This is a genomic window from Rhodococcus sp. WS3, assembly GCF_003797085.1.
Taxonomy (GTDB): domain Bacteria; phylum Actinomycetota; class Actinomycetes; order Mycobacteriales; family Mycobacteriaceae; genus Rhodococcus_F; species Rhodococcus_F globerula.
Map to the genome: position 1 here is coordinate 188667 of NZ_RKMA01000003.1, position 20403 is coordinate 209069.

Here is a 20403-nt window from a genome sequence, read left to right on the forward strand (position 1 = left end):
TCAGGCGCCGAACCGGCGGTGCCTTGCCGCATAGTCACGCAGGGCCCGGAGGAAGTCGACCCGGCGGAACTCGGGCCAGTACGCCTCGGTGAACCAAATTTCCGAATAGGCACTCTGCCACAACAGGAATCCCGAAAGCCGCTGCTCCCCCGACGTGCGGATCACCAGGTCGGGATCGGGCTGACCTGACGTATAGAGGTGACTGTCGATACCGTCGACGGTGATCGCCTGGACCAGTTCGTCGCCACTGAGTCCTTGGCTGAGCTTCTCACTCAGCAGCGACTGAACGGCGTCGGCGATCTCCTGGCGGCCGCCGTATCCGATCGCGATGTTGACGTGAGTTCCGGTGCGGCCTTCGGTTCCGTCCGCGGCATCACGAAGGCGCCGCGACTGCTCGGCCGGCAACAGATCCAGAGCGCCGACGATCTGCACGCTCCAGTTCTTGCTCGGCCCGGAAATCTCCTCGACCACATCGGTGATGATTTCGAGGAGTGTGTCCAACTCTTCGGGGTCCCGGCGCAGATTCTCGGTGGAGAGTAGGTAGATCGTTGCCATCTCGATTCCGGCGGCATCGCACCAGTCGAGCAGTTCGGAGATCTTGAGTGCGCCCATCCGGTGCCCGTGACTGACGTCCGTGAAACCGTTCTCGCGCGCCCAGCGTCGGTTACCGTCACACATCACCGCGACGTGCCTCGGATGGGTGAGTCCATCCAAATGCTTCAAGAGCCGTCGCTCGTAGATGCTGTACAGCAGTCCGCGCACCTTCACCGTGACATCACCATGGTGACAAAGACTACGCCGGGACCTTGTCCCCACTTGCGAGCGCCGTCACGCTTTATGGGCGCGTCGAAAAGCTGCAGGTAGGTTATGCTACTGACACGTAACCTACGGTACCGTAGGTTCTGGCAGCGTTGCCGAAAGGAGTTAAACGATGACAGCACTCGGGTTGGATGCACTTCCGGTCAAACCACGCATGCGCGGATGGATCCATCTGTGGGCACTCTGCGTTTCCGTCGTAGCGGGCATCGTTCTCGTCGCGGTGGCGGGCGCTCAAGTCGGAGCCAAGGCGGCCTTGGCCACGGCGATCTACAGCATCACCATCTGTGGCCTTTTCGGCATCAGCGCGACCTATCACCGCATCCACTGGAAAACCGTCGACGCCCGCATCTGGATGAAGCGCGCCGACCATTCGATGATCTTCCTGTTCATCGCGGGCAGCTACACACCGTTTGCGATGCTGGGCTTGCCCAGCGAGACCGGCACTGTCGTCCTTGCGGTCGTCTGGGCTGGTGCACTCGCAGGCGTTGCGCTCAAGATGCTGTGGCCGACAGCCCCTAAGTGGGTGGGTGTGCCGCTGTACCTGATTCTGGGATGGGCCATCGTGCCCGTCGCCGGTGAGATGACCCACCAGGTTGGCGTCGCGCCGATGGTGCTGTTACTCGTCGGCGGAATCCTCTACAGCGTCGGAGCAATTCTCTACGCCACCAAATGGCCGAACCCGTGGCCCACGACGTTCGGACATCACGAGTTCTTCCACGCCGCAACGGTCGTCGCGGCAATCTGCCACTACATCGCCGTCTGGCTCGTCGTCTTCAACTGACGCATCACCGCTGCGCTGGTCCACCGAACAGAACTGCCGAAACCAAGCAGTGAACTTTCCACACATTCTCCGGCCCAGGATCGAATCCGAGCAGACGGCCGACATCGGGAACCACGTTCAGCGCAGCATGCACGACGAACATGCTCTCGGGCTCCGTGAGCTCCGGTCGGATCTCACGGAGCAATCGCGCCCATTCGACCACGTAGAGTTTTTGCCGACTCTTCAAGTCATTTCGATGACTGGGCAACAGATTGTGCATCTCGGAGAAGTAGATGGACATCAACTCGTGTTGCGCAAAAGACAAGTCGACATACATCAACGACAGTGATGTCAGTGCCTCGGCCGGTGAATCCGACGCGTCCAGCACCGACACCGTAGCGACGTCCAGGCGATCTGCAGCCCGGTAGAAGATGGCGGAGAGAAGGTCGGCTTTGCTCGGGAAGTATCGGTACATGCCGGACGCGTTCAAACCAGCTGCGGCAGCTATCTCTTCGATCTTGACGTCGTGGTAGCCATGGGAGTCGAAGAGCCGCACCGCTTCATGCAGTAGACGCTCCCGCTTGTTGTCCCCCAGCGGCGCAAGCACCGAGCGGCGGCTTTGTGGATTGTCCTGGCGACCTCGCGCAAATCTCGCCTGATCTATCGCCACACATGCACTCAGCAGGATGCGTTCAATTGTCTTCTGCGGCAATACGAGATTGTGGGCCGTGATGCTTCCGATCGCGCTGAACATCGCGGCCACCACAAGCCTTGCGTCGCGCTCACTGACCGGAGTGTCCGACGGTGACAAATGGGCACCCACCCGGCGATTGATCAGAATCGAATGCTCGCGAATCACCGCTTTGTCTGATGGTTCGAGAAACCTGCTCTCCCAACGGTAGATACCCGCGGTCCGGCGATTGCTGATCGTGGTTCGGATTACAGCCAGCAGATCGCGCGGAAGCCGATCGGCATCGTGCCCGCTGCTCTCCACCGCATCGAGAGCCTCGGTGAGCGCTTCCATCAACGACAGCGCCGAATACTGAAACAGTGCGTACTTCTTCGGAAAATGGCGGTAGAGAGCCGAGGGCGAGATGCCCACCGACGACGCGATGTCTTCGACACTGACACCGTGGTAGCCGCGCTCACTGAAGGCGATTGCCGCTGCGGCCGCAATTTGTGCCTTGCGGTCTTTCGGTCTCTTCTTTGCTTCGACCGCACGACTCCGACCGACGGCCGGAGCAACCCTCAGGTCTCTTGTTGTCACTGTCTCCGGCCTGCTTCCGTATCGAGAATAGTCGTACACATCTTGCGCGCACCTACCGTGCACGCACTCGAAGATGCAGCTTTCAACTGTAGTTATATCAAGTTTCCGTCGCCAACCAGACAAGTTCTGAGAAGAATTCCCATTCACATAACTATTGCCGCACGCGAGTTGCTGTGAAATGATTCACACATAATCCGCCACGATCGCACCCCTGCACGTCGGCCCGTCTCGACGCCTGAACACACTCGACATCTTCAATGAAAGAACTTGAGCTGCAAAGGAATAGAACCAGGTGACGTACGAACTGCCAGCCTCGAAAGGCCCGGTACGAGACGTAGCGCTCGAGGGCGGCTACCTGATCGGATTCTCGGTGCAGGCACTGTTCGGCCTGTTCACGGCCATCATCCGCAGGCGGCTCTCGTTGCACGAGACGATAACTCAAACGCTGTTCATCGGCCGGGTGAGCACCGGTCCGTCCCTGCTGCTCATGATCCCGATCGGCGTCTTCATCGCGGTGTCGGTCGGTGAGCTCGCGGGGCGAATCGGCGCAGGCGGTTACTCCGGTGCAGTTGTCGCGTTCATCATCGTGGGTCAGGCCGCAGCGCTGGTGTGCGCGCTGATGATGGCAGGGGTTGCCGGATCGGCAATCTGTACCGATCTGGGTTCACGGAAGATCCGCGAAGAGATCGACGCCATGGAAGTCATGGGTATCGACGTCATCGAGCGTCTTGTTGCTCCGAGATTGGTTGCAGCGGTAGTTGTTTCCCTGGCACTATGTTCCATGGTCACGTTCGGCGGAGTGATTGCGTGCTACCTCTACCACATCTACGTTCAGCATCTGCCTGCCGGAACATTCATGGCGACGTTCAGCCAGTACGGCCGGTCATCCGACTTTGTCATGGCCTTGGTCAAGGCCGCGATCTTCGGTATCGCTTCGACTTTGGTCGCCACCTTCAAAGGACTCCACGCCAAGGGCGGCCCGCGCGGCGTCGCCGATGCCGTGAACGAAGCCGTGGTCATCGCCTTTGCTCTGGTCTTCATCGCCAACACGGTTCTGTCCGCGCTGTACACCGTCATAGTTCCGGCAGTCGGTGAATTCTGATGTCGCTCGTCGATCTACGGATCAGAGCACACCAGGCAAGCAGACCGCTGCGGACCGCTGCCGACGGTTTGGTGTCGCTCGGTCAGCATGTGACGTTCTACGTCCGTACAGTCGCGTCAATTCCGTTTGCCCTCACCAAGTATCGCAAGCATGTACTCGGCCAGATCAGCGAAGTCAGCTTCGGCACGAACTCGCTGCTGTCGGGCGGCGGAACTATCGGCATCGTGTTCGCGATGTCCCTGGCAGCCGCAATGATGCTGGGTGTCGAAATGCATCGAGGACTCGAACTCGTGGGCATGACCTCACTGTCCGGAATGCTGTCGGCCGTTGCCAACACACGTGAACTTGCGCCGGTTGTAGTTGCAATTGCGTTGGCCGCCAAGGTCGGAACGGGCTTTACTGCGCAGATCGGCGCTATGCGCATCTCCGATGAGATCGACGCCTTGGACTCGATGGCGATCAGATCCATCCCGTTCCTCGCCGGCACTCGGGTGATCGCGGCAATGATCTGCGTCATTCCGATCTACATGATCGGCCTGCTGGCCAGCTACCTGTCGACCCGACTTGTCGTCGTGTTCTTCAACGGCGCATCGGCCGGAACGTACGACTACTTCTTCCACCTCGCAATTTCCCCGCAGGATCTCCTCTACTCCGGTCTCAAAGCTGTGGTCTTCGCAGCCGTTGTCGCGCTGGTGCATTGCGCCTACGGATATTACGCCTCCGGTGGACCGGCGGGTGTGGGTCAGGCAGCCGGCCGCGCGCTCCGTACTGCAATCCTCGCGATCGGAATCCTCGACGTCATCATGACTTTCGGCCTGTGGGGTCTGGTTCCCCAAATCCCCGGAATGGGGGTCTGAGCCGTGGACAGACTTACTACGCGCACCAAGATGGCCTACGCACTGCGCGGCGCGGTGGCTATAGCGGTAGCCGTCGTCGCCGCAGTCGCCATGGTGTTGCGCGGCTCGGGCAATCTCGAACGCAGCACCGATGTGTACGTCGCGATTCCTGCCGACGCCGGGTTGATCAGTGGCGAGGCCCCGGTTCGATACCACGGGGTCAATATCGGCCGCATCGGCGACATCGATTCGGGTACTACAGAATCAGTGGTGCAGCTGCAGATCGATACCGGTGAAGCGTCGAAGATCCCGGCAGACGTCGTGGCACGAGTAGTACCCCGGACATTTTTCGGCGACATCTACATGCAGCTTGTCGACAATCCGAATGCCCAGAGTCAGACAACGCTGTCGCAGGGTGACACCATCCCCATGGACACCGGTCCCGAAGCCGTCGCACTCTACGACGTGTACACCGAACTGGTGTCGGTACTCACCGCGATGCGCCCCGAGAAAATGCACACCGCTCTGACCGCGCTGGGTCAGGCCTTGGACGGGAACGGCGCCGAAATCGGTGCCACTATCGACAATCTCAGCGCCGCCTCGTCAGTGCTGACACCGGCGGCATACCAATTCCTCGATTCGACACCGGAATTCACGTCGGTTGTCGACGCATTGGACCGCGCAACTCCCGACATACTCGACACCCTTGCAGCGGCCACGTCAGTCTCCAACAGCATGGTCGCCAACCAGGAAAACCTCGAGAGATCGATGAGTGCGGCCGCGGTCTTCGCCGCGACGCTCGACAACTTTGTCGACGAGAACACCGGCAACATCATCACCGTCATCGACTCCACCGGAAAGATACTCGCAACAACAGCAGCCAACCCCGAAGGCCTACGCTCCACTCTGGCCAATGCCGGCGCTTTCGGTGCCGCCGGTGCGCGGGTATTCTCCACCGGAAAATTCAACATCACAGCAGTTCCCACGTTTGCCGATCCGCTTCCGTACACAGGCGAGGATTGCCCTCAGTACGTGGATGAGCGCGGCGCGCAGTGTTCGGGTACCAATCTGAGTTCGGGCACCAATCTGGTGCCGGTTACCGGTGGCGCTGACGAAGCCTCAGCGCTTCTCATTCTCGAGGATCAGCTGCTCGGCAACCCGCCACTCGACAACACGCCACTCGACAACACGGCCGGCGAGGCCACCGCTCCCAACCCCGCAACAACTCTCATGTTGGGGCCGTTGGTCCGGGGAAACGAGGTGAGTATTCCGTGAAAATTCGGACCGCTCAGGTAGTTCGCTTGTCACTGTTCTGTATCACCGGACTCGCGTGCGCGTCGTTCGTGGCAAACACGCTGTCGGTACCGGTTCGTGGGGACACCGCTTCCTATTCGTTCGAGTTCACGGACGTGGAGGGCTTGAATCCCGGTAATCCGGTGACCATGTCGGGTGTCCGGATCGGCAGGGTGGACTCGGTCGCGTTTGCCGACAACGGTGGTGGCACAAGCAAAGCGATCGTCGACGTGGAGATCGAATCGCAGTATTCTCTCGCGTCCGATGTTCGGGCTACCGTCCGCTACGGCGACATGTTGGGCGCCCGCTACCTCGCACTGACTCACAATGACGGTGCGCAATCGGGACCAGCATCGGTGTCAGCGAGAACGCTGGAACCTGGTGGGACTGTTCCGCTGACGCAGACAACGCCCCCGATCAACCTGACCGCATTGATGAACGGCTTCAAACCACTGTTTGCCGCATTACAACCCGAGCAGGTCAACACACTCACTCGGAGTTTTGTCGAAACGTTCAACGGGCAAGGTGGCGCGATCTCCGCGCTTCTCGACCAGATCGCCGCCATGACATCAGGTCTCGTCGACCGCCAAGATGTTTTTGCGCAACTGTTGACGAACATGAACACACTCCTCACCTCCGTCGACGATCGCCAACCCGAAATGGTCAGCCTCCTTGACGGTTTGAACGATCTCAGTACCTCGGTTGTCGAACAGAACGACCAACTTGCCGCACTTCTGGACCAGGGAAACCGCACCGTCTCGTCGTTGGCTCAGCTGATGACCGGATCGAACGGATCTTTCGGCACGACGGTTGCGCAACTCGAAAATGTGACCGCCGGTTGGATTGCGAGCACCGACGAATTCAATCGACTTGTCGCGAACCTCCCCCAGTTTGCCGATGCCGCAAACAGGATCGGCAGCTACGGAAGTTTCATCAATCTTTATCTGTGCAATTTCACACTGAAGGCAGGGGACGTGGAAGCCAACATCTTCGGCGCAACACATTCGCCGGTGTGCTCATGATGTTTCTGGTCAAGCTGATCGACGTTTTTGTGGGCATCATGCTTTTTCTGTTCAAAGGGGACCGTCGCCAGAGCGGCAGCGGAACTGCTTTGGCGTTGGGCAGCCTCGGGATCTTTGTTCTGGTGGTCGGACTGGCTGCCGCGCTGGGTATTCCGAAACTCTGGTACAACGTTCGAACGTCGGCATACACAGCTGAATTTGCCAATGCCAGTGGCCTTTCCGACACCGACCCGGTGTACGTAGCCGGAGTTCCCGCCGGACGGGTGGATTCCATCGAACTTGCCGGAGACCACGTGATCGTCAGCTTCCGCCTGGACAAGGATCAACCGTTGGGCAACCAGAGCACCGCCACCGTCCGACTCAAGACCGTCCTGGGTAAGCGTTACCTCGAAGTGGTGCCTGCCGGTGTTGTGGACGACAACGACGGACGCGTCATCCCACTCTCGCGAACAACGGTGCCGTACAGCCTCGACGACGTCAGCGCCGACGCAACCCACGCGGCAACCGGCGTAGATCTGCAAGCGATGGAGTCGATGATGGACACTCTCTCGCAGGTGATTCCGACCGACTCCGATCAGGTCGGCCGAGCGCTGGCCGGAATCAGTGGTGCCTCCGCAGCCTTCGCACAGAACGGCGAGCAGATCGACCAAATCCTGACGATGTCGCGAGAGCTGTCGGACATGGCTGTGGCGCAGACTGATTCGATAGTGAACACGGCCGCAAACGCTCAGACCATCGTGCGCACACTTGCCATGCGCAAGGACGCCCTCACTCAACTCGTCGACAACCTGACGATCATCATCTCGAAGCTGTCCACTACGTTCACCGCACGCGAGGGCGAATTCGGAGCACTGACAGACAACCTGGTCGCCGTCACCACAACGCTGAAGAACAATGCCGATCAGATCGACCTGCTGATGACACGTCTTCCGTCTGCGTTGCGCTCGGTCACCGACGCCACCGGCACGGGCGACTGGACCGACGTCAACGCACCGGCAGCCGTGATCCCGGACAATCTGCTCTGCGCGCTCGGCATCATGGAGGGCTGCAAGTGAATCCACGAAAAGCCGTCACTGCCCTGCTCGTCGTGACCCTCGCGATCGCGCTGCCAGGCTGGTACATCTTCGGACGAACCGATCAGTCGAAGACCGTCTACGCCGATTTCAGTTACGTCGGGGGGATCTACGAGGGAAGCAAGGTCACAGTTCTCGGTGTCGGCGTCGGGACAGTCACGTCGGTCGAGCCCCGAGGAACATCGGTTCGGGTGGCGATGTCCATGCCGACGTCCGTGGAACTTCCGGCAGATGCGTCGGCGTATGTTCTCAATCCTTCGGTGATCAGTGATCGCCACATCGAACTCGGACCGGCGTACACCGGCGGAGACACTTTGGAAGACGGCGATCAGATTCCCGTCGAACGCGCACATTCCCCAATCGATTTCGACGGTTTGATGGGAAGTGTCAGCACCTTGGCCGAAGCGTTTGCCGGCGACGGCGGCAATCTCGGGGATCTTGTCAGTCGCGGTGCGGCCGGGTGGGCGGGCCAGGGCGATCAGTTCAACATGGCAATCCGAAACCTCAGTACGGCAACGGGAGTAGTCGGTGCTCGGTCCGAAGACATCGGCGCACTCGTCGACAACCTCAGCACCTTGATGGCCGCTCTCGACGCCCGGCAGGTCAGTCTCGACGAACTTGTCGGCGACTTGGGCCAATTGGGTGATCAGTGGTCGAGCCAGAACATGGACATCTCCCAACCACTTCAGGATTTACAGGTAGTGTTCGATCAGCTGGAGCGCTTCATGACCACTCACGGCGACGACGTCGGTGCCATCGCCGGCAACGTTGCGGTCCTCGGCGACGTACTGGCGGCAAAACAACCGGGTCTCGCCGAATTCATGGACCTTGTGCCGTTGATGATGGCAAACCTGTCCGGCACCATCGGCCCCGATCAGCGTGGACGTATTCGACTCAATGTCTCGACAGCACTGACGCAATTTGCTGTGGCGCAACCGCTGTGCGAGACGTACAAGCTGCCGATCTGCACCGGTGCCGGCTTCACCAACCCCATTTCCTTCCCGCTCAGTGCGTCCGATCCGCTCGGAATCGCGTCTGCGGTTTCCGGCGGCGTGGCCTCGGGAGGTGGCAACTGATGCGGCAGTCTGTTCGGATACTCACCGCAGTCGCGGCAGTCGGTGTTGGTTGCGCGGTGGTCTTTGCGTTCGGCGGTTGCAGCGCCGGAATCCAGGATCTTCCGTTGGGCCGCTCGGCAGACGGTGATGCGTACACCGTGGCAGTGCAGTTGGCGGGCGCTGACGGTCTTGTTCTGGGAGCCGACGTCCGCAGTGGTCAGAAGGTGATCGGACGGGTATCCGCACTGTCCGCAGACGTGGTCGGAGCCCGGGTGAGTCTGAGTCTGGACACTGCGACTCAGTTGCCGGACAATGTCGAAGCATCCGTCGAACTTCCCTCAGCGCTGGGTAATCCGTTCATTCGACTACTTCTGCCGGAAGTACCATCGAGTTCGGTGTTGAGCGACGGTGACACCATTCCGGAGTCCCGCACCGAGATCGGCCCGCAGGTGGAAAGTGCACTCGCGACACTCGGGACAGTTCTCACCGGGAGCGGCATCGACCAACTCGATACCGTCGTGAGGGAACTCAACACTGCGTTCTCCGGCCGGTCCGGTGAGGTGCGCTCCCTGACCGATACTCTCACCTCCCTCATGGCGGAAGCCAGTAGTCATCAGGACGAGTTCAACGAGGCCGTCGATCTCGCCGCTCGGGTCTCCTCGCAGCTTGCCGGGCAACGCGAGATCATCGACAACTATTTGGATTCCGTCCCTCAGGTGGTGTCGATTCTTGTCGGTCAGAAGGATCAGATTTCCAGCCTGTTGAACTCGACGGTTCAACTCGCCGTCAACGCGAACACGATTCTCGACTCCTCTCCGGGCGGGCTCGACAGCATGCTCCAGGATGCGTCGACCGTTGTCGGGACTCTCGATTCGTTCAACTCCGAGATGGGCCAGACACTGGCAAATATGAACGGAATGCTCGAAAGTTTCACCTATGCGGTGCGCGGCGACTACCTGATGTTCGACGGCGCCCTCGACATTCCCGGCACGATCGACAAACTCTGGACCGGTGGGATGACCGGCGGCGCAGCAGCTATCGCGGCGCCCGGAACTCTGACCGATCTTCTGCAGGGAGGCCGACGATGAAACGTCTTGCGCTCGTGCAACTTGTCTTGTTTGCGCTCACCGCTGCCGTCGTCATTCCGTTCGGCATCGTCTACGTCGTCGGTCCACAAGGTTTCGGAGATCACATCCGGCTTCACGCCACCATGTCCGACGCTTTCGGCCTGACCGCGGGAACGGTGGTCACGTACCGCGGGGTGCAGGTGGGAAAGGTCAGCGAGGTTGCTCTCGACTCGAGTACCCGTTCCGCTCGCGTAGAGCTCTCGCTCAACGAAAACGCCGAGATACCCGCCGACAGTGTTGCCAAAGTGACGATGGGAACTGCCGCCGGAATTCAGAACGTGGACATCTATCCCAACACCGATCAGGGACCTTACCTTCAGGACGGCGACGAGATCGCGATGCCGGCGGATCAACAGCCGGTTCAGATGAGCCAGTTGATGCTTCAGGCGTCGGATGTGCTCGAGGGTCTCGATCCGCAGGCGATCAGCGACATCGGAACCGAATTGGGAAACTCGTTCAACGGACTCGGCCCAAGTCTGTCCACGATGATCGAGAACGGTGGGACGCTGTCCGCACAGTTGAACGATCAGTCCGTGGAACTCGCGGCGCTGCTCTCACGCACCTCGACGTTGGTTGATTCCATGGCAACACAATCGGATTCGTTTGTCCGCGGGATGTCGGCTGCCAAGAACTTCACCGAGCAACTCGATTCCAACGCGCCGGTACTGATCTATCTCACCGATCATTCACCGGCAGCGTTGAGCAGTGCACAACAGTTGTTCGACCAGTACCACAACACTTTTGGAGCCGTCTTGGCCAATCTCGTGACAGTTGCTCCGATCATCTCCGACCGCACGGATGCCCTGGAAACGGGATTGGTCACGATCCCTCGAGGCCTCGCGGATCTGGCTTCGATCGTGAAGGGTGATCGCGCCGATTTTGCGCTGGTCGCCACACAAGGACCGGTATGCAACTACGACACTCCCAGGCGCGAAGTCGGTGATCTCTCCCCCACCAGCCCGAACCTCGCGATGTACTGCCCACCGGCCGATGATCTGGTCCAACGCGGAGCGCGAAATGCTCCGCGACCGAACGATCTCGGATTGCAGAATGCCACCATCCCCGGCACGCCGATCGGCCCGCCGGTTGTCGATGATCCCATTCTCATTCCGACCGGCGTAGACGCACTGAACTATTGGAGATCGATGTTGGAAGGACTGGGAAATGGCACCCGCTGAGAGCACACTGATGGAAACGACCGAGCAGGAATCGGGTGACCAGCCGGGCCGTCCGTCGTTGCTGCGACGCCTGAAGACGCCGCGCACCGCCCTGACTGCCGTATTGGCGCTGGCACTGGTCGCAGCAGTGGCGGCGTGGGGATTTCAGATGTATTCGGAAAGCCAGGACAACACTCTGCGCCAGGAAGCTCTCGACACTGCCCGCGAATACTCGGTCATCATGTCTTCCTTCGATTACCAGGATCTGGACGCGAACAAGGACTCGATTGCCTCCATGTCGACCGACGAGTTTGCCGGCACTTACCGAACCATGGTCGATTCGCTGCGCGATGTCGTCGCCGGCGGGCAGGGGCAGGCAACCGCTACGGCGGCACACGTAGGTATCGAGTCCATGGACAGTTCATCGGCAACAGTTCTGGTGTTCGTCGATCAGGAAGCCAAAAATGTTGCTGCGCCGCAAGGGAATGCGCAGAAGTATCGGATGGTCATCTCGATGGTCCGATCGAACGACCAGTGGCTCGTCAGCAACGTAGAGACGAAATAGGAGGGTCGATGCCCACTCATTACCTGGATTCCGAACAGACCGAGTCGTCACTTCGAACCGATCAGACGCGAATCACCATCACCGGCCTGCGCCGGCGGTGGGCCAGGAAACCTGCTCACATCACCGATGCGCTCGACTTCTGGTCGTTTGCCGGCGCCGCCGCCAACGTCGTCCTGCAACTCGGCTGGCCGGAAGTGGCGTACGGCGTCATGGAAAGCAAGGTCGAATCAGGCGCTCTGACGGCACATCCGTGGAAACGCGCGCGGACCACCACGCAATATCTGACTGTCGCGATTCTGGGTAACGAGGAAGAGCGTCTGGCGTACCGCGAAGCAGTCAACTCGGTGCACCGGCACGTACGGTCAGATGCAAACAGCCCGGTCAAGTACAACGCCTTCAACCGTGAACTCCAATTATGGGTCGCGGCTTGCCTGTTCATCGGATTCGAAGACAGTCACCAGTTGCTGCACGGTGTGATGTCCGAAGAACAAGCGGAGTCGTTCTACCAATCCGCCTCTACTCTGGGAACCACTCTGCAGGTTACCGAAGAGATGTGGCCGGCCACGCGCGCGGATTTCGAACGGTACTGGAACCTCGGCTGTGAACGTGTGATCATCGACGAACGCACCAGCCGGTATCTGAACGATCTGATCGACTTACGCATGATTGCCTGGCCACTGCGCCTGGTGTTTCGAAACCTGCTGCGATTTCTGACAATCGGGTTTCTTCCCCCGATCTACCGTGACCAACTCGGACTCGAGTGGACCGAGGACGACCGTCGACGCTTCGAACATCTCTTCATCTTCGTGTCCTTCGTCAACAGATTCATACCTCGATCGATCCGACAGGCAGGCAACACCATTCAGATGCGCGACCTCCGTCGCCGGATCAAGCGAAGCAAGAACCTCGTCTGAACTGTGGACTGTCCCGTCAGACCAACGGAATCCCCTTGGCAATTCGACGACGCAGATCCCACAGGTAAAAGTTGTACGGGAACATGCGAATGACCTTCGGGGTAACGCGATTGACTGCCGCCGCGACGCGCATCGATCGGTCGAATCCGCGCTGCCTCCGTTCGGACCACGGGAGGCGCATTTCGTCCCGGAAGGATTGCGGCAGGAATCCCGTCGTGAGAAAGCGATTGAGCGGGCCGACCAAGGGATGCAACAGCTTCGGGGTGAAAGTAGCCGATGCGATCCCGTACAGGTGCTCACGGATCGTGTCGTCGATGCTGACCTTGTTCAGGTTCTCGTTCCAGTAGACCTCGAACGCGTCTCGATCCACCGGCCACATGTCGCGGCGCATCTGGAGGGTGGTGCCGAAACTTGAACTACGCTGATAGAAGGCGTCCTGGGTTGCGGGGTCGAGATCTCCGTACAGTGCCTTGTAGACGTCCTCGAAGCCGCGGTACAGGCAGGCAGCAACCCACAACTGGAGTTCGGGGTCGAACGCGTTGTACTCGACGGCACTGTTCTCGTCCGAACGGACATACTTGTGTGCTCCGTTGACTGCGCGCCGGTACTGCTTCTTCTCGTCCTCGGTGGCGAGGCTTGCCACCGCCAGGTAGGTCAGCGTTGTGCGAGTGCGCTTGACCGGATGACGGTCCAACCTGCCGGTCTCGACCTTGCTCTCGTACACGCCGTAACCCACCGCGGGGCGCGCAAGTTGCATGATCACGTTTGCGCCGGCGGCCAACAGTCCCAACCCGGACATCGCCTTCTCGACCTCAGCATCGATGTCGATCGAATCTCTACTCACCGTCACGGCATTAACCCCTTCGAGTCGGATATCTGCGAACGCGTGTTCTCAGATGAGTGAAGCGCTGAAACCTCACGATGTCAATAGCTTCGAGATGCCAAGATGGTCTACATGAATGACCAACCGCGTTTGTACGGTGGCGTCGACGGCGCCCTCCGCGTCGCTGCGCGCCGCGAGACGCTGATCGAAGCCGGGCTCGAACTGATGGGATCAGCCGAACCCGAACTGACGGTGCGTGGGGTGTGCAAACAGGCTGGTGTAGCTGCCCGGTACTTCTACGAGAGCTTCACCGACCGCGACGCCCTGATCTCCGCGGTGTACGACACGGTCATCACGGATATCGCCGTCTCCACCCAGGCAGCAGTGGACGCGGCCGACGCCGAACGAGACAAGGCAGTGGCGGCCATAGCCAACATCGTCCGCACCGTTGCCCGCGACCCAAGGCGCGGGCGACTACTCTTCTCGAGCGCGCTCACAAGCCCGCTCCTCGTCGAGAAACGCCGGGCGTCGACCACGATATTCATCGGTCTCCTCGCCGCCAACGCCAAGAGCTTCTACCGACTCGGCGACAGCGGCCAGCTGACGCTGACGGCAACCTTCCTGGTCGGCGGCCTCGCTCAAACGCTGAGCGCATGGCTCGACGGATACATCGACGTCACGGAAGACGAACTGGTTGCCGAATGTGCGGCGATCCTGCTCGCTCCGGCAATGCCGCCGTCCTGAGGGCCCTACTCGAAGCTCAGTCCCAGAGGCCGATGTTGTCGAGGTGGGCGAGCAGACGAGCGGCACCGTCGGAGAACTGAACTCGCATCTGCGCGTCCACTTGCTCGAGGTCTCGATTCTCGAACGCCTCGATCAACTTGTCGTGGCTCGACACCGCAAGCTCACCCCAGCCCGCGTCGGTCGCGTACAGCCGCGCCGGGGTGTAGCGGATTGCACCGAACAGGAACCACGCCAATTTTGCCCCGCCCGCGGCAAGATTGATCAGGCGGTGAAATTGGAATTCGCACTGCTCGATCGCAGCAGCATCCGACGCGTCGACCGCTGCCCGTAAATCGGCATTGAGCTCGACCAACTCTGCAAGCTGGTCAGCGGTGATCTTGTCAGCGGCCCGCAACGCCAATTTGACCGCAATCTGCCCCTGCAACCAGAAGATGTCTTCGATGTCCTGGCGACTGAGCGGCGATACCAGATAGCCACGGTGGGGAACCAACTCGACCATCCCCTCGCCGCGCAACGCGACCAGAGCCTCCCGAACTGGCGTGACGCTGACCCCGAGGTCGGCTGCGGTTTCGTCGAGGCGAACGAACTCGCCCGGACGAACCTCCCCGGACATGATGAGGTTGCGAACATGGTTCGCCACATCCTCGGACAGCTGTGGCCGTCTCCTCAGCTCAGACGTCGCCCTCCGAGTGCGTGCAGACGTTGCCACAACCGATCCTCACAGTCCGTACGTTTTGCCGATGATGTCTCGCTGAATCTCGTTGGTACCACCATAAATGGAAGACACCAGAGTCTTTCGCACATGATGCTCCATGTCGAATTCCGTGGCGTAACCGTACCCGCCCATCATCTGCATGCCCTCGAGCGCAACCTTCTTGGCGGTTTCGGTGAGCTTCAGTTTTGCCATCGACGCCTCGCGCGGGAACATCTTCGTCGGATTGGCGTCGACCATCCTGGCGACGCTGTAGACCAGCAGTCGGCCGCATTCGATCTCCGTAGCCAGATCCGCGACGCGGTGCCGAAGCGCCTGGAACGAACCGACAGGACGCCCGAATTGCTTACGGGTGGTGATGAATTCGAGGGTGTCATCGAAAGCCCGCTGCGCCGTTCCGAGCATCATCGCCGCCAGGATGAGCCGTTCGATATTGAGCCCCGCCATGAGTTGACGCCAGCCGTTGCCGACCTCGCCGACCACAGCGTCGTCAGGCAGCAGGACGTCGGTGAAGTAGAGGTCGTTGACCTCCTTGCCGCCCATCGTGTCGATTCCGCTGATCTTCAGGCCGGAAATATCTGCCGGAACGTGGAACATCGTCAGGCCCTCGTGCTTGCCCTCACCTCTCGACGTACGCGCGACGAGCAGGATGTTCTCGGCGAAGTGCGCATTGGAGCACCACGTCTTCTGTCCGTTGATCAGCCATCCACCGTCGACCTTCTCGGCACGGCAACTCAAGTTACCGACGTCCGAGCCCGCCTCGGGTTCCGACATCGAGATCGACTGCGAAGCCCCTCGGACGATGCCGCCGAGTACCGCTTCCTTCTGCGCCGGACTGCCGAACTTCTCGTACGCCGCCCCCGTGATGACCGTCGGGCCGAGTCCGCCGATCGGCGCCATCCCCTTGGCCGCTTCCTCGAGGAAGATGCACAGGTCAACCGTGCTGCCGGCCGATCCGCCGTACTCCTCCGGCACGGTCAGTCCAAGCCATCCCAGTTCCGCCATTTTCTCGTAGTACGCCTGATTGTGGTTGTGCGCTCCGTGATCGGTCAGCAGGTCTCGCTGCTCGCGCGTACCGCTTTCCTTCTTGCAGAACGCGGCCACCGACTTGGCAAAATCAGACTGCTCCTGCGTGAAATCCATGTGCATCGAAAACTCCCGGGTGAGAAATGGCTGGAGGCTTGTCGGAGCTCCGTCCGACGCATACTGTGACTACCAGCACAGTAAATCACATCACATATATGTGATGCGTCGACTCCTGGAGGATCTGAGAAATATGACCGAACAGCTCGGCCGACACAGCACGTCCACAGATCCGACGTCAGGCGATCCCACCTTCGCGAGCCTCGACCCTCGCGATGACACCGTGATCGCGCAGTACCCCGTCGCCGATCAGCAGGCGGTCGACAAGGCCGTGGCCGCAGCACACACCGCAGCGGCGTGGTGGGATCAACTCGGTTTTGCAGGGCGAAAGAAAGTCCTCGGTGACTTCCGGGCTGCCATTGCCTCCCATGCGGATTCGATGGCGTCGATCATCTCCACGGAAACCGGAAAGCCGAGCGACGACGCGCTACTCGAAGTGATGTTGGCAGTCGAACATCTCGACTGGGCCGCCCGCAACGCACAGAAGGTGTTGCGCCGCAGACGCGTCGGTGCAGGCTTGATCAGCGCCAACCAATCCGCTTCCGTCGGCTATCGGCCGATGGGCGTCGTCGGTGTGATCGGTCCGTGGAACTATCCGCTGTACACACCGATGGGGTCGATCGGCTACGCACTGGCCGCCGGAAACGCCGTCGTCTTCAAGCCAAGCGAACTCTCACCAGGCGTCGGCGTCGAACTGGCTCGGCTGTGGAACCTCGCCGCACCCGGACACCCTGTCCTCCAAACGATTACCGGCGACGGCAAGACCGGCGCACTGCTGTGTTCGTCCGGGGTGAACAAGATTGCGTTCACCGGTTCGACGGCCACCGCAAAACGCGTCATGGCTGCCTGCGCCGATACCCTGACTCCCCTGGTTGCCGAGTGCGGCGGCAAGGACGCCATGCTGGTGGATTCCGACGCCAACCTTGATGCCGCCGTAGCCTTCGCGGCATTCGGTGCGGTCGGCAACGCCGGGCAAACCTGCGCCGGTGTCGAGCGCATCTACGTCGCCGCCCCGGTCTACGACGCCTTCCTGTCGAAACTCACTGCGGCGCTGCGCGATGCCCACGCCGGTTCGACCTACGGCCCCATGACGCTGGGCAAGCAGACGGCGATCGTGCGAGGTCAGATCGAAGACGCGCTCGGCCGAGGAGCCAAAGCTGTTCTCGGCGGCCTCGAGTCCTTCCGTGGCCCGTTCATAGACCCGATCGTCCTGACCGACGTACCGGAAGATTCCACCGCGGTCACCGAGGAAACGTTCGGACCGAGCGTCGTGGTGAACAAGGTTGCCGACATGAACGAAGGCATCGAGCGCGCCAACGCGTCGAAGTACGGATTGGGCGCGTCGGTGTTCACGAAGAGCACATCGAAGGGGCGGGCAATTGCCGAGAAACTCGAATGTGGTGTGGTCACCGTCAATTCGGTTCTCGGATTTGCCGGAATCGCCGCCCTCCCGTTCGGCGGTGTCGGTGATTCCGGATTCGGCCGCATCCACGGGGCAGACGGACTGCGCGAGTTCAGCAGCGTCAAATCGATGGCAGTTCAGAAGTTCAGCGCACCACTGGATCTACTGACCATCGAGCGGAAGGCGCGCGACATGAAGATCTCGCGCTGGATGTTGGCAAAGCGGCACGCCAAGTCCTGACCCGCTCAGTGCGCCAGCGCAAGCGCCAAGCCTGCTTCGTCTGTGACCGGGCGGTCACAGACGAAGCCTCGGCAGACGTAGGCCGCTTGAGCGCCGTCGACCAACGGCCGATCTGCCAGCAGCGGTGAGGAATCCGGCTCACCTGCGACGATCACGGCGCCGCCGGGGGCGAGGCGACGGGCCGCGTCCAGCAGATCACCGTCACCCACAACAGCTACCTGGATCGGCCCGCGCAGCGACGCTTCCGCCACCGCAAGCCAATGCCCGGCCGAGCGCGGAGCACGCTCGAGCGGCAACGATGCGCGTGCAAGGGAGTCGGATACGGCTTGGGCATAGCGGGAGGCGCGCTCGGGTTCGGTGAGCGCAGCCGCCGTCAACAGCGCCTCCGTGACAGTTGACGCTCCCGACGGTGTTGCGCCGTCCATCGGATCGCGGGGTCGGGTCACCAAGCTTTCGGCAAAATCTGCTGTGTCGAACCAACTTCCGGGCTCGGCTGGGTCGGCAAAATGATCGAGAGTGAGGTCGAGCAACTGCCGGGCGGTGTCGAACCACTCCGATTCCCCGGTTGCCTGGTACAGCGCGAGGAGTCCGGTGGCCAGGGCTGCGTAGTCCTCGAGGACCCCGGCCGGCTCACCGACAACGCCACCGAGAGATGCGCGGCGCAATCTGCCGTCAACGAGATGCAGGCCGAGAAGGGTGTGCGCGCACACCCGTGCAGCGTCAATCCATTCGGGTCGATTCAGTGCAAGCCCGGCTTCCGTCAAGGCGGTGATGCTGAGCCCGTTCCATGCGGTCACGACTTTGTCGTCTCGGCCAGGCTGCGGACGGTCTTTTCGCACTGCGCGCAGTGCGTCGGAAACCTTCTGCCAGCGCGAGCAATCGTCGGGATCGCTGAGCAACTGCAACACCGATGCACCTTCTTCGAAGGTTCCGTCGTCGGTGACGCGGAACAACTCTGCCGCCCACCGTCCGTCGTCCTCGCCGAGCGCATCGATCAGCTGGCTGGGCGTCCACACATAGGTCGATCCTTCGACGCCGTTGGTGTCCGCGTCCAGAGCCGAAGCGAAGCAGCCGTTTTCGGTTCGCAGATCGCCGAGAATAAATCCTGCGGTTTCCTCCGTGATGCGGGCTGCCAACTCGGAACCCGTCCGACGTGCCCAGTGCGCGTAGAACCGGAGCAGCAACGCATTGTCGTAGAGCATCTTCTCGAAATGCGGAACCACCCACTCCGCGTCGACGGAGTAACGGGAGAAACCGCCGCCCAACTGGTCGTAGATGCCGCCGCGCGCCATGGCTTCACCAGTGCGCTGCAGTCCACCGAGAATATTGTTCGAACCGGTCCGCTCGAACTGCCGCAGCAGTCCTTCGAGCAACGCGGACGGCGGAAACTTCGGGGCGCCGCCGAAACCGCCGCGGGGCAGGTCCTCATCCACCAATACTGCCTGGCCCGCTGCGTCGAGGAGCGCGGCATCGATCGGCGCACCGCTGTACGGGATTCCACCCGACGCGCGCGCCAACTCCGTCACGATCGACGACGCAGCATCGTCGACCTCGCCGCGACGGTTGGCAAATGTCTCGGCAATCGCTTCGAGAAGCTGTATGAACGAAGGCATTCCACCGCGCGGCGCCGGCGGGTAGTACGTGCCGCAGTAGAACGGCGAACCGTCAGGAGTCAGGAAACACGTCATCGGCCAGCCACCCTGACCGGTCATCGCGACCGTGGCATTCATGTAGACGGCGTCGATGTCAGGCCGCTCTTCGCGGTCCACCTTCACGCAGACGAAGTTGTCGTTCATGATCGCCGCGATGTCGTCGTTCTCGAACGATTCGTGGGCCATCACGTGGCACCAGTGGCACGCCGAGTATCCGATCGACAACAGAATCGGCACGTTACGTTCGCGTGCCCACTCCATGGCCTCCGGCCCCCACTGCTGCCAGTGGACCGGATTGTCGGCGTGCTGACGAAGGTAGGGACTGGTGGACCCACCCAGATTGTTCTTCATCCGTGGGTCCATGTGCCCTACCTCGCTCGCGTCAGGAATCGTGCTTGGGAGTCTTCTCGGCTGATGCGTCGCCGGCATCCGTTTCCGGGGTGGCGATCGCACCACGATCCGTTCCTTCATCCAACTGCTGATCGGCTTCCGGGTGTTCGGGTTCGAAAGTTTCCGGCAACTTCTTGAGCTGACGGTTCATCGACACGACCAACAGGATCACACCGATGAACAATGCCAAGACGACAACCAGTCCGACCGGCGACGACTTGCCGAACTCGGGCCCGGAGGGGTTACTCGGGCTCTGTGCAAGCAATTGTGTTGTGCCGATTACCAACTCGGCGGATAGTGCATTCAC

The 20403-nt window shown here is 60.8% G+C and carries 20 protein-coding genes; 13 read left to right on the top strand and 7 right to left on the bottom strand.

Features of this window, described 5'->3' with window-relative positions:
- Nucleotides 1-768 carry an isoprenyl transferase gene (locus tag EEB13_RS21965; protein ID WP_033234511.1) on the bottom strand — a complete coding sequence of 256 codons (768 nt, stop codon included), beginning with the start codon at nt 766-768 and terminating at the stop codon, nt 1-3.
- 163 nt (nt 769-931) lie between these two features.
- Here EEB13_RS21965 and trhA point away from each other — a divergent pair, with 163 nt between their 5' ends.
- Nucleotides 932-1600: a PAQR family membrane homeostasis protein TrhA gene (gene trhA / locus EEB13_RS21970; RefSeq protein ID WP_033234512.1), complete on the top strand. Its 669-nt coding sequence runs from the start codon at nt 932-934 to the stop codon at nt 1598-1600.
- Between the two features lie 4 nt (nt 1601-1604).
- On the opposite strand, the gene EEB13_RS21975 is transcribed toward trhA, so the two are convergent.
- A complete protein-coding gene (locus EEB13_RS21975) occupies nt 1605-2846 on the bottom strand; it encodes a TetR/AcrR family transcriptional regulator (RefSeq protein WP_141486274.1) in 1242 nt (413 codons plus the stop codon).
- Between the two features lie 292 nt (nt 2847-3138).
- Between EEB13_RS21975 and EEB13_RS21980 the strand changes: the two genes are divergently transcribed.
- From EEB13_RS21980 to EEB13_RS22025, 10 genes are read left to right on the top strand one after another with little or no spacing between them, the layout of a single operon-like run.
- A complete protein-coding gene (locus tag EEB13_RS21980) occupies nt 3139-3948 on the top strand; it encodes an MlaE family ABC transporter permease (protein ID WP_033234514.1) in 810 nt (269 codons plus the stop codon).
- Nucleotides 3948-4805, top strand: coding sequence for an MlaE family ABC transporter permease (locus EEB13_RS21985; protein ID WP_033234515.1), 858 nt, complete (start codon nt 3948-3950; stop codon nt 4803-4805). Before EEB13_RS21980 ends, EEB13_RS21985 begins: the two co-directional genes overlap by 1 nt.
- 3 nt (nt 4806-4808) lie before the next feature.
- Nucleotides 4809-6059, top strand: a complete 1251-nt coding sequence (locus EEB13_RS21990) for an MCE family protein (protein ID WP_141486275.1) — start codon at nt 4809-4811, stop codon at nt 6057-6059.
- Nucleotides 6056-7099, top strand: a complete 1044-nt coding sequence (locus tag EEB13_RS21995; protein ID WP_141486276.1) for an MCE family protein — start codon at nt 6056-6058, stop codon at nt 7097-7099. Before EEB13_RS21990 ends, EEB13_RS21995 begins: the two co-directional genes overlap by 4 nt.
- Nucleotides 7099-8154 carry an MCE family protein gene (locus tag EEB13_RS22000; RefSeq protein WP_092807367.1) on the top strand — a complete coding sequence of 352 codons (1056 nt, stop codon included), beginning with the start codon at nt 7099-7101 and terminating at the stop codon, nt 8152-8154. The genes EEB13_RS21995 and EEB13_RS22000 overlap by 1 nt, the downstream gene beginning before the upstream one ends.
- Nucleotides 8151-9248: an MCE family protein gene (locus EEB13_RS22005; RefSeq protein WP_045069365.1), complete on the top strand. Its 1098-nt coding sequence runs from the start codon at nt 8151-8153 to the stop codon at nt 9246-9248. Before EEB13_RS22000 ends, EEB13_RS22005 begins: the two co-directional genes overlap by 4 nt.
- Nucleotides 9248-10315, top strand: a complete 1068-nt coding sequence (locus EEB13_RS22010) for an MCE family protein (protein ID WP_261984614.1) — start codon at nt 9248-9250, stop codon at nt 10313-10315. The genes EEB13_RS22005 and EEB13_RS22010 overlap by 1 nt, the downstream gene beginning before the upstream one ends.
- Entirely contained in the window at nt 10312-11532 is a 1221-nt protein-coding gene (locus tag EEB13_RS22015) for an MlaD family protein (protein WP_141486277.1), read from the top strand. Before EEB13_RS22010 ends, EEB13_RS22015 begins: the two co-directional genes overlap by 4 nt.
- Complete coding sequence (locus EEB13_RS22020; protein ID WP_141486278.1) at nt 11519-12076, top strand: mce associated protein mas1a; 558 nt, start codon at nt 11519-11521, stop codon at nt 12074-12076. The genes EEB13_RS22015 and EEB13_RS22020 overlap by 14 nt, the downstream gene beginning before the upstream one ends.
- 8 nt (nt 12077-12084) lie before the next feature.
- Nucleotides 12085-12990: an oxygenase MpaB family protein gene (locus EEB13_RS22025; protein ID WP_045069357.1), complete on the top strand. Its 906-nt coding sequence runs from the start codon at nt 12085-12087 to the stop codon at nt 12988-12990.
- A gap of 16 nt (nt 12991-13006) precedes the next feature.
- On the opposite strand, the gene EEB13_RS22030 is transcribed toward EEB13_RS22025, so the two are convergent.
- Nucleotides 13007-13789: an oxygenase MpaB family protein gene (locus EEB13_RS22030; protein ID WP_051730520.1), complete on the bottom strand. Its 783-nt coding sequence runs from the start codon at nt 13787-13789 to the stop codon at nt 13007-13009.
- A 147-nt stretch (nt 13790-13936) separates the two neighbouring features.
- Here EEB13_RS22030 and EEB13_RS22035 point away from each other — a divergent pair, with 147 nt between their 5' ends.
- Complete coding sequence (locus EEB13_RS22035) at nt 13937-14557, top strand: TetR/AcrR family transcriptional regulator (RefSeq protein WP_052683598.1); 621 nt, start codon at nt 13937-13939, stop codon at nt 14555-14557.
- 16 nt (nt 14558-14573) lie between these two features.
- Here the strand turns inward: EEB13_RS22035 and EEB13_RS22040 are convergent, their stop codons facing one another.
- On the bottom strand, nt 14574-15266 hold the full coding sequence (locus EEB13_RS22040; protein ID WP_141486279.1) for a GntR family transcriptional regulator: 693 nt from the start codon (nt 15264-15266) through the stop codon (nt 14574-14576).
- A gap of 9 nt (nt 15267-15275) precedes the next feature.
- On the bottom strand, nt 15276-16418 hold the full coding sequence (locus EEB13_RS22045) for an acyl-CoA dehydrogenase family protein (RefSeq protein WP_033234524.1): 1143 nt from the start codon (nt 16416-16418) through the stop codon (nt 15276-15278).
- A gap of 127 nt (nt 16419-16545) precedes the next feature.
- Here EEB13_RS22045 and EEB13_RS22050 point away from each other — a divergent pair, with 127 nt between their 5' ends.
- Nucleotides 16546-18054, top strand: a complete 1509-nt coding sequence (locus EEB13_RS22050) for an aldehyde dehydrogenase family protein (RefSeq protein ID WP_033234525.1) — start codon at nt 16546-16548, stop codon at nt 18052-18054.
- Nucleotides 18055-18059: 5 nt separating this feature from the next.
- On the opposite strand, the gene EEB13_RS22055 is transcribed toward EEB13_RS22050, so the two are convergent.
- Together EEB13_RS22055 and EEB13_RS22060 are read right to left on the bottom strand one after the other, a co-directional pair.
- Nucleotides 18060-20069 carry a thioredoxin domain-containing protein gene (locus tag EEB13_RS22055; RefSeq protein WP_141486280.1) on the bottom strand — a complete coding sequence of 670 codons (2010 nt, stop codon included), beginning with the start codon at nt 20067-20069 and terminating at the stop codon, nt 18060-18062.
- Nucleotides 20070-20088: 19 nt separating this feature from the next.
- Nucleotides 20089-20403 carry a hypothetical protein gene (locus EEB13_RS22060; RefSeq protein WP_033234527.1) on the bottom strand — a complete coding sequence of 105 codons (315 nt, stop codon included), beginning with the start codon at nt 20401-20403 and terminating at the stop codon, nt 20089-20091.